We start from the raw sequence: 12021 nt of genomic DNA, 5'->3' as shown, positions 1-12021 counted from the left end.
GACCCCGATGAATCATTAGGCAAGCCTTTCCTAAACAGCAGGCGGGAGTTGAGGATGCTCGACGGTTGGGTGCCCTGGCCGGAGCCGTTGGCCGAGAAGTACCGCGCAGAGGGCTACTGGGAAGGCCGGCCACTGGACCGGCTGCTGAGGGACAGCGCCGAGCGGGCGCCGGGGCGGACCGCACTCGTCGACGCCGACGGCAACCGATGGACGTACGCCGAACTCGATCTGCGCGCCGACCGGATGGCGGCGGGGCTGCGGCGGCTCGGCATCGGGGGCGGCGACCGGGTGGTCGTCCAACTCCCCAACACCGACGCGTTCGTGGTGCTGTTCTTCGCGTTGCTGAGGGCGGGCGCGATACCGGTGCTCACCCTGCCCGCGCATCGCGAGAGCGAGATCGTGCATGTCGCCGAGGTGTCCGGCGCCACGGCCTACGCGATCCCGGACCTGCACGACGGCTTCGACCACCGCGCGCTCGCCCGGGCCCTGCGCAAGGCGGTGCCCGGCGTCGAACACATCCTGGTGACGGGCGACGCCGCCGAGTTCACCGCGCTCGCCGAACTCGACGCCGACCCGGCCCCGCTGCCCGTGCCCGATCCGGGCGACGTGGCCGTACTGCTGCTGTCCGGCGGCACGACGGGCAAGCCGAAGCTCATTCCGCGCACCCATGACGACTACGCGTACAACGTCCGCGCGAGCGCCGAGGTCTGCGGCTTCGGCCGCGACACCGTCTATCTGGTGGTGCTGCCGACGGCGCACAACTTCGCGCTGGCCTGCCCCGGCCTGCTGGGCACGCTGATGGCGGGCGGCACCGTCGTGCTCTCCCCCACGCCGAGCCCCGAGGACGCCTTCGCGCTGATCGAGCGGGAGAAGGTCACCGCCACCGCCGTGGTCCCGCCGATCGCGCTGCTGTGGCTGGACGCGGTGGAGTGGGAGGAGGCCGACCTCTCCTCGCTGAGCCTGCTCCAGGTCGGCGGCTCCAAGCTGGGCGCCGAGCCGGCCGCCCGGGTCGCACCGGCCCTCGGCTGCACGCTCCAGCAGGTGTTCGGCATGGCCGAGGGGCTGCTCAACTACACCCGGCTCGACGATCCGCCCGAGCTGGTGATCGGCAGCCAGGGCCGCCCGATGTCCCCCGCCGACGAGGTCCGCGTGGTCGACGAGGACGACCGCGACGTACCGCCGGGCGAGAGCGGCGAGTTGCTCACCCGCGGCCCCTACACCCTGCGCGGCTACTACCGGGCCGCCGAGCACAACTCCCGTGCCTTCACCACCGACGGCTACTACCGCACCGGCGACCTGGTCCGGATCCTGCCCTCCGGCCATCTGGTCGTCGAGGGCCGGGCCAAGGACCAGATCAACCGGGGCGGCGACAAGATCTCCGCCGAGGAACTGGAGAACCACATCCTCGCGCACCCCGGCGTGCACGACGCGGCCGTGGTCGGCATGCCCGACGAGACGATGGGCGAGCGCACCTGCGCGTACCTCGTTCCGCGCGGACAGGCCCCGGGCCAGCGGGAGTTGGCCGCGTTCCTCACCGAGCGCGGGGTCGCCGCGTACAAGCTCCCCGACCAGGTCGAGGTCATCGAGGCCTTTCCCCGCACCTCGGTAGGCAAGATCGACAAGAAGGCGCTCGGCCGGCTGATCGCCGAACGCCTCCGCGCGGAGGGCAGCGGTGGCAACTGAGGCCGGTTCGGCCCCTCTTGTACGGACGGACAAGACGAGCAAGCAGTCCAAGCAGTCCCCCGGGCGCCGCAACTCGACCCGCACGCTGGCCGTGCTCGGCGCACTGGTCCTGCTGGTCACCGCGGCGACGCTCAGTCTCGCGGTCGGCTCGCGCGCCCTGTCGCCGGGCGTCGTGTGGGACGCGCTGCTGCACGACGACGGGTCGACGGCGGCGTCCGTCATCTGGGACGTCCGGGTGCCGCGCACGCTGGCGGGCATCGCGGCCGGCGCCGCGCTCGGGGTCGCGGGCGCGCTCATCCAGGCGCTCACCCGCAACCCGCTGGCCGATCCGGGCCTGCTCGGCATCAACGCGGGCGCCGCCACCGGAGTGGTGCTGTCCATCACCGTGCTGGGTATCACGAGCCTGTGGGCCTCGGTGTGGTTCGCCATGGTGGGCGCGGTGGTGGCGGGACTGCTGGTGTACTCGCTGGCCTCCGGCGGTCGAGGCGGCGCCACTCCGGAGCGGCTCGCTCTCGGCGGTGCGGTGATCGCCGCCGTGTTCACCGGCATCAGCCAGACCCTGATGCTGCTCGACGCCCAGGCGCTGGACCAACTGCGGTTCTGGAGCGTGGGTTCGCTCGCCCGCGCCGACGACGAGACCCTGACGACGATCACGCCGTTCGTCGCGGTCGGCCTGGTGCTCGCGCTGGCGCTGGTCCGTCCGTTGAACGCCCTCGCGCTGGGCGACGACGGCGCCCGCGCGCTGGGCGCGCACGTCGACCGCACCCGCTTCCTCGGCCTCGCGGCCATGACCCTGCTGTGCGGAGCGGCGACCTCGGCCGTCGGCCCGCTGGTCTTCGTGGGCCTCGCCGTCCCGCACATCGCCCGCATGATCGCCGGGGCCGACCAGCGCTGGACGCTCCCGCTGTCCCTGCTGCTGGCGCCCGCCCTGCTGCTCTTCGCCGACGTCCTCGGCCGGGTCGCGGTACGCCCTGACGAACTGGACGCGGGCGTGGTCACCGCGGTGGTCGGCGCCCCGGTGTTCATCGCCCTGGTCCGCTACCGCAGGGCGGTGACGGCATGACGACCCAAGTGCCGGCCCCCGTACAGGGCCGTGCCACCGGCCCTCGCACCCGTTCGCATGTCGTACGGAGCCGCTCGCACCGCTTCTCCCTGCGGGTGGACGTGCGTGCCGTGACGGTCTGCGTGCTGGTGCTGGCCACCACCGCCGGGGTCGGCGTCCTCGCGCTCGGCACCGGCGCGTACGCGATCTCGCCGGCGGACGTGGTCCGCACGCTGCTGGGCAACGGCAGCCCGCGCACCGACTTCGTGGTCAACGACCTCAGACTGCCACGCCTGCTCACCGGCATCCTGGTCGGTGCGGCGCTCGGCCTGAGCGGTGCCCTCTTCCAGAGCCTGACCCGCAATCCGCTGGGCAGCCCCGACATCGTCGGCTTCACCTACGGCTCCGCCACCGGCGGCCTGCTGGTGGTGCTGCTCGTCGGCGGCACCGGCGGGCAGATCGCCGTCGGCGCGGTGGGCGGTGGCCTGGCGACGGCCGTCCTCGTGTATCTGCTGGCGTGGCGGCAGGGCATCCACGGCTACCGGCTGGTGCTGGTCGGCATCGGAGTGAGCGCCCTGCTCCAGGGGGTGAACGCCTACCTCCTCGCCAAGGCCCGCTTCACGCAGGCCGCGCAGGCGATGGTGTGGCTCAACGGCAGCCTCAACGGCCGGGGTTGGGCGGACGTCCGCCCGGCCGCGCTCGGCCTGCTCGTCGTACTGCCGCTGGTGGCGCTCGCCGCGAGCCGGCTGAAGATCCTGGAGATGGGCGACGATGTCGCGGGCGGGCTCGGCGTGCCGGTCCAACGGACCCGGCTGGTGATCCTCGTACTGGCCACGGCCGCCTGCGCGGTGGCCACCGCCGCGGCCGGCCCCATCCCGTTCGTGGCCCTCATCGCCCCGCAGCTGTCCCGTCGGCTCACCCGGGCACCCGGCCCCAACCTCCTCGCCGCCACCTGCACCGGCGCCTTCCTCGTGGTCACCGCGGACTTCGTCTCCCAGCGCATCCACGAGTCGGCCCAGCTGCCGGTCGGCGTGGTCACCGCGGTGGTCGGCGGGGTGTACCTGGGGTTGCTGCTGCGCAGGCAGCGGCGGGCGGGGCGGATCTGAGGTCAGTGGCCGTGACCGGGCTCGTCCTCGTGCTCTGCTGAGGACGAGCCGGAGGGCGCGTCCGAGGTCGCGCCCGTAGCGGCGGTCGCCGCACCGGCCCGGACCGTGAACGCGGCGGTGTGGACCTCCCCTTCGTGCTTGAAGTCGAGGAACAGCCGGTATGTGCCGCTGCTCGGTGCCGTCGCCGTGAACGAGATCTCCGGGCCGGGATTGGTCGCGCCGTCGCCGGGTTCGCCGTTCGGGTGGACGTGGAGGTAGGCGAGGTCACCGGAGCGCAGGGCCACCAGGTGCCCGTACGCACCGAGGTAGGGCTGGAGGTCGGTCACGGGGCGGCCGTCGCGCGAGACCTTCAGCTTGAGTTCGCCCTCCTTGCCCGGGCGCAGGCCGCCGTCCAGCCGGACGTCGTAGCCGTGGATCTCGGCCGTGGTGTTCGGGGCGGGCAGCCGCTGCGGCTCGTAGGCCCCGGAGGCGGCCAGGTCCGCGCCGAGGGTGAGGTTCTCGGCACCCTTCTTCGCCGGGGTGAAGTCGGCGAAGACGCGGTAGCCGCCCGCGCGGGGCAGTTCGACGGGGATGCTCCAGGTGCCGTCGGCGGCGCGGGTGGGGTGCAGATGACGGTAGGTGACCAGGTCGCGTGAGGCGACGATGAGGTGGAGTTCCTTCTCGTGCTCGCGCTGGTAGGCGGTCACGGCGCGGCCGTCGTGGTCACGGATGACGAAGCTCAGGTCGGAGCGTTTGCCCGCCGTGATGCGCTGCGTCCGCAGGTCGAGGCTGTAGCCGCCCTCGGAGATCTGGAGTCCGCCGGGCGGCTCGGCCTCATGCCCGCCGTGCCCGCCGCCTTCCTCCGGTGTCGGTGACGCCTCGCCGTGGCTCTCGTGACGGGCGGGCGCGGGGTCCTCGACGACCGGGTCGACGGCCTCCCCCACGCCGTAGGCGGTGCCGAAGGTCGCGGCCAGCGCGGCGGCGAACGCGGTGATCCTCAGTCCGGCATGCATGGCGGTCTCCTACGGGTCGGGGCCGGATACGTTCCTTCACTGCACCTCACCATACCCCTGGGGGGTATGAAGTCAACCCGGATTCAGCACTTGCCTCACCTACCCCCTAGGGGTATACATGGACACCAGCCAAGGATACCCCCACCCCGTATCCTGGTCGACCGAGCCCCCGCTCTTCAGGAGGAACACATGTCCGCCCTGTCCACGACCACGTACGCCGTCTCCGGGATGACCTGCGGCCACTGCAAGGCAACCCTCACCAAGGTCATCGGCGAGCTGGACGGCGTCACGGAGGTCGGCGTCGACCTCGCGACCGGTCGGGTCACCGTCACCAGCGCCACCGCGCCCGACGACGCCCTGATCGCCGAGGTCGTCGACGAGGCCGGCTACGAGCTGACCGGCCGCGCGGCCTGACCCGGCCCCCGCACCCCCGACCCGGCGGAGCCCGGCCCCACCGGCCTCCGCCCGAACCCCCCCCCCCCCCGCCCCGCCCCCGCACGAGGAGCAGCGATGACCACCACCGCGTCCCACCCCACGGCCGAGGTAGAGCTCGCCATCGGCGGCATGACCTGCGCCTCGTGCGCGGCGCGCATCGAGAAGAAGCTGAACCGCATGGACGGCGTGACCGCCACCGTCAACTACGCCACCGAGAAGGCGAAGGTCAGCTACGGCGAGGAGGTCTCCGTCCAGGACCTGATCGCCACCGTCGAGGCGACCGGGTACACCGCGCAGGAACCCGCACCGCCCGTGCGGGACGCCCAGGACGCGCAGGACACGCCCGGGAGCACCGGCGGCCACGATGAACTACGCCCGCTCCGGGAGCGGTTGATCACAGCCGTGACGCTCGCCGTGCCCGTGGTCGCGATGGCCATGATCCCGGCTCTCCAGTTCGAGTACTGGCAGTGGCTGTCGCTCACGCTGGCGGCGCCGGTCGTGACGTATGCCGCCTGGCCCTTCCACAGGGCGGCGTTCACCAACCTGCGGCACGGTGCGGCCACCATGGACACGCTGATCTCGGTCGGCACGTCGGCCGCGTTCCTGTGGTCCCTGTGGGCGCTGTTCCTCGGCACGGCGGGCGAGCCGGGGATGACGCACCCCTTCGAGCTGACCATCGCCCGCGGTGACGGTTCCGGGAACATCTATCTGGAGGCGGCCGCCGGTGTCGTCGCCTTCATCCTGGCCGGGCGCTACTTCGAGGCCCGTTCCAAGCGCAAGGCGGGCGCGGCGCTCAAGGCGCTGCTGGAGCTGGGCGCCAAGGACGTCACCGTGCTGGGCGCGCACGGTGACGAACGGACCATACCGGTCTCGGAGTTGAAGGTCGGCGACCGCTTTGTCGTGCGCCCCGGCGAGAAGATCGCCACCGACGGCACGGTCGTCGAAGGCTCGTCGGCCGTGGACGCGTCGATGCTCACCGGCGAGTCCGTGCCGGTCGAGGTGGCCCGGGGCGACGCGGTCACCGGCGCCACGCTCAACGCGGGCGGCCGTCTCGTCGTCGAGGCCACCCGCATCGGCGCCGACACCCAACTCGCCCGGATGGCCAGGCTGGTGGAGGACGCGCAGAACGGCAAGGCCGCGGCGCAGCGGCTCGCGGACCGGATCTCCGCGGTGTTCGTGCCGGTCGTGATCGCCCTCGCGCTGGGCACCCTCGGCTTCTGGCTGGGCAACGGTGCCGGGCCGGCCGCCGCCTTCACCGCCGGGGTCGCCGTACTGATCATCGCCTGCCCGTGCGCCCTGGGCCTGGCCACGCCGACCGCGCTGATGGTGGGCACCGGGCGGGGCGCGCAGCTCGGGATCCTGATCAAGGGCCCGGAGGTGCTGGAGTCCACGCGCGAGGTGGACACGATCGTCCTCGACAAGACGGGCACCGTGACCACCGGCCGGATGAGGCTGCTGGCCGTGCACACCGCCGACAACGCCGAGGAGGCCGAAGTCCTGCGCCTCGCGGGTGCGTTGGAGCACGCCTCCGAACACCCCATCGCCCGCGCCGTGGCCGACGGGGCACTGGAGAAGCTGGGTTCGCTGCCCACGCCGGAGGACTTCGCGAACGTGCCCGGCCTCGGCGTGCAGGGCGTGGTCGACGGCCACGCGGTGCTGGTGGGCCGGGAGCGGCTCCTCGAAGACTGGGCCATGGCACTGCCGGCTCCCCTCGCACACGCGAAGTCCGAGGCCGAGGCGGCCGGTCGTACCGCCATCGCGGTCGCCTGGGACGGCGAGGCGCGGGCGGTGCTGGAGGTGGCCGACGCGGTCAAGGAGACCAGCCCTGAGGCGATCCGGCGGCTGCGCGGCCTCGGCCTCACCCCGATCCTGCTGACCGGCGACAACCGGGCGGTGGCCGAGTCCGTCGCCCGCGAGGTCGGTATCGCGCCCGAGAACGTCATCGCCGAGGTGCTGCCGCAGGACAAGGCCGATGTCGTCAAACGGCTCCAGGCCGAGGGCCGTTCGGTCGCGATGGTGGGCGACGGGGTCAACGACGCGGCCGCACTGGCCCAGGCCGACCTGGGCCTGGCGATGGGCACGGGCACGGACGCCGCGATCGAGGCCGGCGACCTCACCCTGGTGCGGGGCGACCTGCGGGTAGCCGCCGACGCCATCCGGCTCTCCCGCAAGACGCTCGGCACCATCCGGTCGAACCTGTTCTGGGCCTTCGCCTACAACGTCGCCGCCCTGCCGCTCGCCGCGGCCGGACTGCTCAACCCGATGATCGCCGGCGCGGCCATGGCCTTCTCCTCGGTCTTCGTCGTCGGCAACTCGCTGCGGCTGCGCTCGTTCCGGGCCGCGGACTGATTCCTCGCCCGGAGATGCACTGAGGGCGCCGCACACGCGGCGCCCTCAGCCAGGTCGACGGCCTGTCAGCCGAAGGCCCTCACTGCCTGGTAGTACGTCCAGGCGGTGCTGTTGCAGGCGGACTTCGTCGCACCGCCGTAGCCGGCGCACACGCGCTTGAGGTCCTCGTAGAAGGCGCTGTCCAGGCGCGACTTGTTGGCGTCGAACGCGCCCAGCGCCTTGTAGTTGCGGTAGCCGAAGTCGTGCCGGGCGCAGGACGTGGAGAACGGGAACCCGAACGGGTTGTCCGGCGAGGAGGAGCAGTAGTCGGTGGACCAGTCGAAGGCGTAGGCGGACCAGGCGGACTGGTTGGTGCGGGCGGCGGCCCAGGCGTTGTAGCTGGACGCGCTGGTCTGGGTCCAACTGGCGAGGACCTGGGGCTTGTCGGCGGGAGCGGCGTCGGCCGTCGAGGCGGTGGCGACGACGGTCAGGAGGGACAGGGCTGAGGCGGCGAGACCGGTGGCGAGTGTGCGGCGCATTTCCACACCTCCATGAGGCTGCGACCCGCCCGTCGGGTCGCAGGTTCATGTCAAGATGATTGACACCGCAAACGTCGCCTCACACCGCGTGCGCGCAAATGCGTGCTTAATTCTCGGATATGACCCCCCGTCGGATATGAACGGCGGTCAGCGCCAACGCCAACGGTCCGGGAGCCAGGAAGGCCAGCGGCGGCAGCATCCAGCCGCACAGGACGGCGGTCGCCACCGCGAGCAGCACCAGGGCACTACCGCCGACATCCTGTACGGCGTCCCGCGCGGCCGTGCGCAGGGCGGCCGTCCAGTCGGTGAGCGACTCGGGGCGGGCACAGGCTCGGAGACCCACCAGCAGGGCTGCCGCACCGATCCCGGCGGCCACGACCGCGAAGACCGGCGCCCCGGGCAGCCCGGCCCCAGCCAGCGCCAGGTCGGCGGCGAACAGCAGCGCCCCCGCGAGGGCGACCACGCCCGCCGCCAGGTCCCCGGCCCGCAGCCGCCGTCGCAGCAGCGCGAAGTACCGCCCCGCAGTGGCGGGTTGCCCCTCCCCCGCGCCCCGCAGCACCGCGCACGCGGTCGAGAGGGAGGCCGGAATCGTCACCAGGGGCAGCGACATCAGGGCCGTGGCGAGGCCGACGCTCAGCACGTCGGCGAACAGGGTCATCCGCGGCCCGAAGACCTCGCCCGGCTCACGCGTTCCCATCCCGGTCACCCCTTGAGCCCGGAGCTGGCCATGCCCTCGACCAGCAGCCGCTGGAAGGCGAGGAAGAACAGCACGATCGGCAGCAGCGCGATCACGGACATCGCGAACATCGGCCCGAAGGCCGAGGTGCTGGACGCGTCCACGAACGACCGCAGGGCGAGCGTGAGCGTGAACTTGTCCGGGTCGAAGAGGTAGATGAGCTGGGTGAAGAAGTCGTTCCACGTCCAGATGAAGGTGAAGATCGCCGTGGTGATCAAGGCGGGGCGGGTGAGGGGGAGGACGACCTTGAAGAAGCTCCGGAACGGTCCGCAGCCGTCGATCCGGGCCGCCTCCTCCAGCTCGCGCGGCAGACCGCGCATGAACTGCACGATGAGGAAGACGAAGAAGGCTTCCGTGGCGAGGAACTTCGGCAGGATCAGCGGCCAGTAGGTGTTCACCAGGCCGAGCTGGTTGAAGATGATGTACTGCGGGATCAGCACGGCGTGGTGGGGCAGCATGATCGTCGCGATCATGAACGCGAACAGCGGCCCCCGGAAGCGGAATCGCAGGCGCGCGAAGGCGTAGGCGGCCAGCGAGCAGCTGATGACGTTGCCGAGGACCGCGCCGCCCGCGATCAGGAGCGAGTTGGACAGCAGCCGCCAGATGGAGACGTCGTTGACGCCGTCCAGGGCCGTGGAGTAGTTCGACCACTCCAGATGGCCGGGCAGCAGGTCGAGGCTCGCGATGACCTCGTCGGCGGGCTTGAGCGAGGTCGCCAGCAGCCATGCCAGCGGATACAGCATGACCAGCAGCGCGGCCAGACAGCCGAGGTGCAGGGCGATCCGGCCCCAGGCAACGGGCTTGCGGACGACCGGAGTTGTGGTGGTGGTCATCGGTCCCCCTCGGAGGCGTAGAAGACCCAGGAGCGCGAGGTGCGGAACAGCACCGCCGTGACGGCGCCGATGGCGATCAGCAGGACCCAGGCCATGGCGGAGGCGTAGCCCATGTGGGAGGCGACGAAGCCGCGGTCGTAGAGGTAGAGGGTGTAGACGAGGGTCGAGTCGGCGGGGCCGCCCTTGCCGGCGCTGAGCGCGAAGGCGGGTGTGAAGACCTGGAATGCCTGGATGGTCTGCAGTACGAGGTTGAAGAACAGAACCGGGGACAGCATCGGCACCGTGACGGACAGGAACTGCCGCCATTTGCCCGCCCCGTCCACGGCTGCCGCCTCGTACAGCTCGCCGGGAATCTGCTGGAGTCCCGCGAGGAAGATGACCATCGGCGCCCCGAACTGCCACACCGTCAGCAGTGCCACGGCGAGCAGCGCCCAGCCGGGCTTGTTGACCCAGCCGCCGGTGCCGAGCAGGTTGTCCACGGTGCCGCCGTCGTTGAAGACCGCGCGCCAGACGAGGGCGATGGACATGGACGCGCCGAGCAGCGAGGGGGCGTAGAAGGCCGACCGGTAGAAGCCCTTGCCCCGCTTCATGGACTTCAGGGCGAGCGCGACGGCGAGGGCGAGCGCGAGTTGCAGGGGCACGGCGATGACGACGTACGTCAGGGTCGTCATCACGGACCGCCAGTAGCGCGGGTCCTCGGTGAACATCTGGACGTAGTTGCGCAGGCCCACCCAACGCGGCGGGTTGAACAGGTCGTAGTCGGTGAAGGACAGGTACAGCGACACGGCCATCGGCAGCAGCGTCAGGACGATCGCGCCGAGCACCCACGGGGAGAGGAACACCCAGGCGGGGCCCTGGCTTTCGCGCTTGGGTCGGCGCTTCGGGGCCCTGGTGGCCGCCGGTTTCCTGGCGGCGGGCGCGGGGATGTCGGTGGTGGTCATGACCTCAGCTCCGCCTTCGCCTCGGTGACGTAGTTCTCGGCCGCCTCGCGGGGCGACATGCGCTCGTACGACACCTGGTCGTAGTCGCGCTGGAAGGTGGCCTGAAGGGCGTTGTCGCCCGAAGGCGGGGCCTGCGGCGGGTCCTTGAGGGAGCCCTCCAGGGAGGACTGGTAGTCGGCGATCGTCTTGTCGAAGTCCTTGAGCTGCGACTCGGTCTCCTCGCGGATCGACTCGTTGACGGGGATGCCCCGGGTGGCACCGAGGATCTTCGCCGCCTGTGCGTCGTTGATGAGGAAGTCGACCAGCTGGGCCGCCTCCTCGGGGTACCCGGTGCCGGCCCCGACGCCCAGGAACATCGACGGCTTGAAGTACTGGCCGGGGGTGCCGTCCTCGCCCGACGGCATCGGCGCGAGGGCGACACCGCTCGGTATGAGGGCGAGGAAACCGCTCGCCGGAGCGTCCCAGTTGGCGTCGGCCGTGGCCTCGCCGCGCCCGAGCGGGGTGTTCTCGACGGAGCCGTCGAGCTGGGTGGTCTGCTCGGCGGGCGAGACGGCTCCCTCGCGCCGGAGCTTGTCGGTGAAGGTCCACCAGCGGGTCAGGTCGTCGGCGGTGAAGCCGAGCCCGCCGTCCTTCGTGTAGAGGGACTTGCCCTGTCCGCGCAGCCAGACCTCGAAGCAGTCCTCGCTCTGGCCGGGGTCGGTGGCGCCGGGCTCGCCGGTCTTCTCCGCCAGGTCCCGCATGGTGTCGGCCCACTCGCTCCAGGTCCAGCTCCGGCCCGGGAGCGGTACGCCGGACGCCTTCCATGCCTTGACGTCGTAGGCGACGGTCTCGGTGCCGCGGCCCTGGGGGATCGCGTACTGCGTGTCCTCCAGCCGGCCGGTGGCGAGCAGACCCGGGTCGATCTCGCCGGTGCGCAGTACGGCCTTCTCCTTGGCGAGGTCGAGCAGGACGCCGCCGGAGGCGTACTGGTCGATCTGCCGGTAGTCGAGCTGCATCACATCGGGGGCGTCGCCGCCCGCGGCCTGCGTGGCGAGCTTCTGCTTGTAGGCCTCGTAGGCCGAGAACGACGTCTGCACCCGGATGTTCGGGTGCTGTTTCTCGAACAGGGCGACGGCCTGCTCGGTGCGCTCCGCGCGGTCGGGGTTGCCCCACCACGTGTAGCGCAGCACGACCTTGCCGCCGCCGACCGACTCCCCGGATCCTCCACAGCCGGCCAGCATCGCGCAGAGCACGAGTGCGGCGGCCGACGCGCAGAACCCCTTTGTCCTGTGTCCGGGCATGCCGAGGTCACCTCTTCCTCTCCTCGGGCTTTCTGTTGGCCCCCCCTCGGGCCCCCCTTGCCCCGCCTCGCGCCGGTGCCGGCCGGGGCGGGGCACCGGGCCCAGC

At 71.7% G+C, this 12021-nt stretch carries 11 protein-coding genes; 5 read left to right on the top strand and 6 right to left on the bottom strand.

Features of this window, described 5'->3' with window-relative positions:
- The first annotated feature begins 54 nt into the window (after nucleotides 1–54).
- From ADK36_RS24960 to ADK36_RS24950, 3 genes are read left to right on the top strand one after another with little or no spacing between them, the layout of a single operon-like run.
- Nucleotides 55–1683 carry a (2,3-dihydroxybenzoyl)adenylate synthase gene (locus ADK36_RS24960; protein WP_053199106.1) on the top strand — a complete coding sequence of 543 codons (1629 nt, stop codon included), beginning with the start codon at nucleotides 55–57 and terminating at the stop codon, nucleotides 1681–1683.
- Nucleotides 1673–2746 (top strand): FecCD family ABC transporter permease, encoded by a 1074-nt coding sequence (locus tag ADK36_RS24955; RefSeq protein WP_048584462.1) that lies wholly within the window; start codon nucleotides 1673–1675, stop codon nucleotides 2744–2746. Before ADK36_RS24960 ends, ADK36_RS24955 begins: the two co-directional genes overlap by 11 nt.
- A complete protein-coding gene (locus tag ADK36_RS24950) occupies nucleotides 2743–3831 on the top strand; it encodes a FecCD family ABC transporter permease (protein ID WP_234329861.1) in 1089 nt (362 codons plus the stop codon). The genes ADK36_RS24955 and ADK36_RS24950 overlap by 4 nt, the downstream gene beginning before the upstream one ends.
- A gap of 2 nt (nucleotides 3832–3833) precedes the next feature.
- On the opposite strand, the gene ADK36_RS24945 is transcribed toward ADK36_RS24950, so the two are convergent.
- Nucleotides 3834–4823 carry a hypothetical protein gene (locus tag ADK36_RS24945; protein WP_053199104.1) on the bottom strand — a complete coding sequence of 330 codons (990 nt, stop codon included), beginning with the start codon at nucleotides 4821–4823 and terminating at the stop codon, nucleotides 3834–3836.
- A gap of 189 nt (nucleotides 4824–5012) precedes the next feature.
- Here ADK36_RS24945 and ADK36_RS24940 point away from each other — a divergent pair, with 189 nt between their 5' ends.
- Together ADK36_RS24940 and ADK36_RS24935 are read left to right on the top strand one after the other, a co-directional pair.
- The gene (locus tag ADK36_RS24940; protein WP_048584460.1) at nucleotides 5013–5237 is read left to right on the top strand and encodes a heavy-metal-associated domain-containing protein; all 225 of its coding nucleotides are present in this window, start codon (nucleotides 5013–5015) and stop codon (nucleotides 5235–5237) included.
- Between the two features lie 96 nt (nucleotides 5238–5333).
- A complete protein-coding gene (locus ADK36_RS24935) occupies nucleotides 5334–7607 on the top strand; it encodes a heavy metal translocating P-type ATPase (protein ID WP_053199103.1) in 2274 nt (757 codons plus the stop codon).
- A 65-nt stretch (nucleotides 7608–7672) separates the two neighbouring features.
- Here the strand turns inward: ADK36_RS24935 and ADK36_RS24930 are convergent, their stop codons facing one another.
- The 5 genes from ADK36_RS24930 to ADK36_RS24910 form a co-directional block, all read right to left on the bottom strand.
- Nucleotides 7673–8125 carry a phospholipase gene (locus ADK36_RS24930; RefSeq protein ID WP_048584458.1) on the bottom strand — a complete coding sequence of 151 codons (453 nt, stop codon included), beginning with the start codon at nucleotides 8123–8125 and terminating at the stop codon, nucleotides 7673–7675.
- Nucleotides 8126–8231: 106 nt separating this feature from the next.
- The gene (locus ADK36_RS24925; protein ID WP_048584457.1) at nucleotides 8232–8822 is read right to left on the bottom strand and encodes a hypothetical protein; all 591 of its coding nucleotides are present in this window, start codon (nucleotides 8820–8822) and stop codon (nucleotides 8232–8234) included.
- A 5-nt stretch (nucleotides 8823–8827) separates the two neighbouring features.
- Nucleotides 8828–9694 carry a carbohydrate ABC transporter permease gene (locus ADK36_RS24920; RefSeq protein ID WP_048584456.1) on the bottom strand — a complete coding sequence of 289 codons (867 nt, stop codon included), beginning with the start codon at nucleotides 9692–9694 and terminating at the stop codon, nucleotides 8828–8830.
- Nucleotides 9691–10635: a carbohydrate ABC transporter permease gene (locus ADK36_RS24915; protein ID WP_053199101.1), complete on the bottom strand. Its 945-nt coding sequence runs from the start codon at nucleotides 10633–10635 to the stop codon at nucleotides 9691–9693. Before ADK36_RS24915 ends, ADK36_RS24920 begins: the two co-directional genes overlap by 4 nt.
- Nucleotides 10632–11915 carry an ABC transporter substrate-binding protein gene (locus ADK36_RS24910; RefSeq protein ID WP_053199099.1) on the bottom strand — a complete coding sequence of 428 codons (1284 nt, stop codon included), beginning with the start codon at nucleotides 11913–11915 and terminating at the stop codon, nucleotides 10632–10634. Before ADK36_RS24910 ends, ADK36_RS24915 begins: the two co-directional genes overlap by 4 nt.
- Between the last annotated feature and the right edge of the window lie 106 nt (nucleotides 11916–12021).

Source organism: Streptomyces viridochromogenes, assembly GCF_001270495.1.
GTDB classification, from domain to species: Bacteria; Actinomycetota; Actinomycetes; order Streptomycetales; family Streptomycetaceae; genus Streptomyces; species Streptomyces viridochromogenes_A.
This window is presented reverse-complemented; position numbering and strand designations above follow the sequence as displayed.

What these genes read in the sequence shown, in the direction of transcription:
- ADK36_RS24960 (WP_053199106.1), top strand. Translation starts at nt 55, where the DNA reads ATGCTCGACGGTTGGGTGCCCTGGCCGGAGCCGTTGGCCGAGAAGTAC.
- ADK36_RS24930 (WP_048584458.1), bottom strand. Translation starts at nt 8,125, where the DNA reads ATGCGCCGCACACTCGCCACCGGTCTCGCCGCCTCAGCCCTGTCCCTC.
- ADK36_RS24935 (WP_053199103.1), top strand. Translation starts at nt 5,334, where the DNA reads ATGACCACCACCGCGTCCCACCCCACGGCCGAGGTAGAGCTCGCCATC.
- ADK36_RS24925 (WP_048584457.1), bottom strand. Translation starts at nt 8,822, where the DNA reads ATGGGAACGCGTGAGCCGGGCGAGGTCTTCGGGCCGCGGATGACCCTG.
- ADK36_RS24920 (WP_048584456.1), bottom strand. Translation starts at nt 9,694, where the DNA reads ATGACCACCACCACAACTCCGGTCGTCCGCAAGCCCGTTGCCTGGGGC.
- ADK36_RS24910 (WP_053199099.1), bottom strand. Translation starts at nt 11,915, where the DNA reads ATGCCCGGACACAGGACAAAGGGGTTCTGCGCGTCGGCCGCCGCACTC.
- ADK36_RS24945 (WP_053199104.1), bottom strand. Translation starts at nt 4,823, where the DNA reads ATGCATGCCGGACTGAGGATCACCGCGTTCGCCGCCGCGCTGGCCGCG.
- ADK36_RS24950 (WP_234329861.1), top strand. Translation starts at nt 2,743, where the DNA reads ATGACGACCCAAGTGCCGGCCCCCGTACAGGGCCGTGCCACCGGCCCT.
- ADK36_RS24940 (WP_048584460.1), top strand. Translation starts at nt 5,013, where the DNA reads ATGTCCGCCCTGTCCACGACCACGTACGCCGTCTCCGGGATGACCTGC.
- ADK36_RS24915 (WP_053199101.1), bottom strand. Translation starts at nt 10,635, where the DNA reads ATGACCACCACCGACATCCCCGCGCCCGCCGCCAGGAAACCGGCGGCC.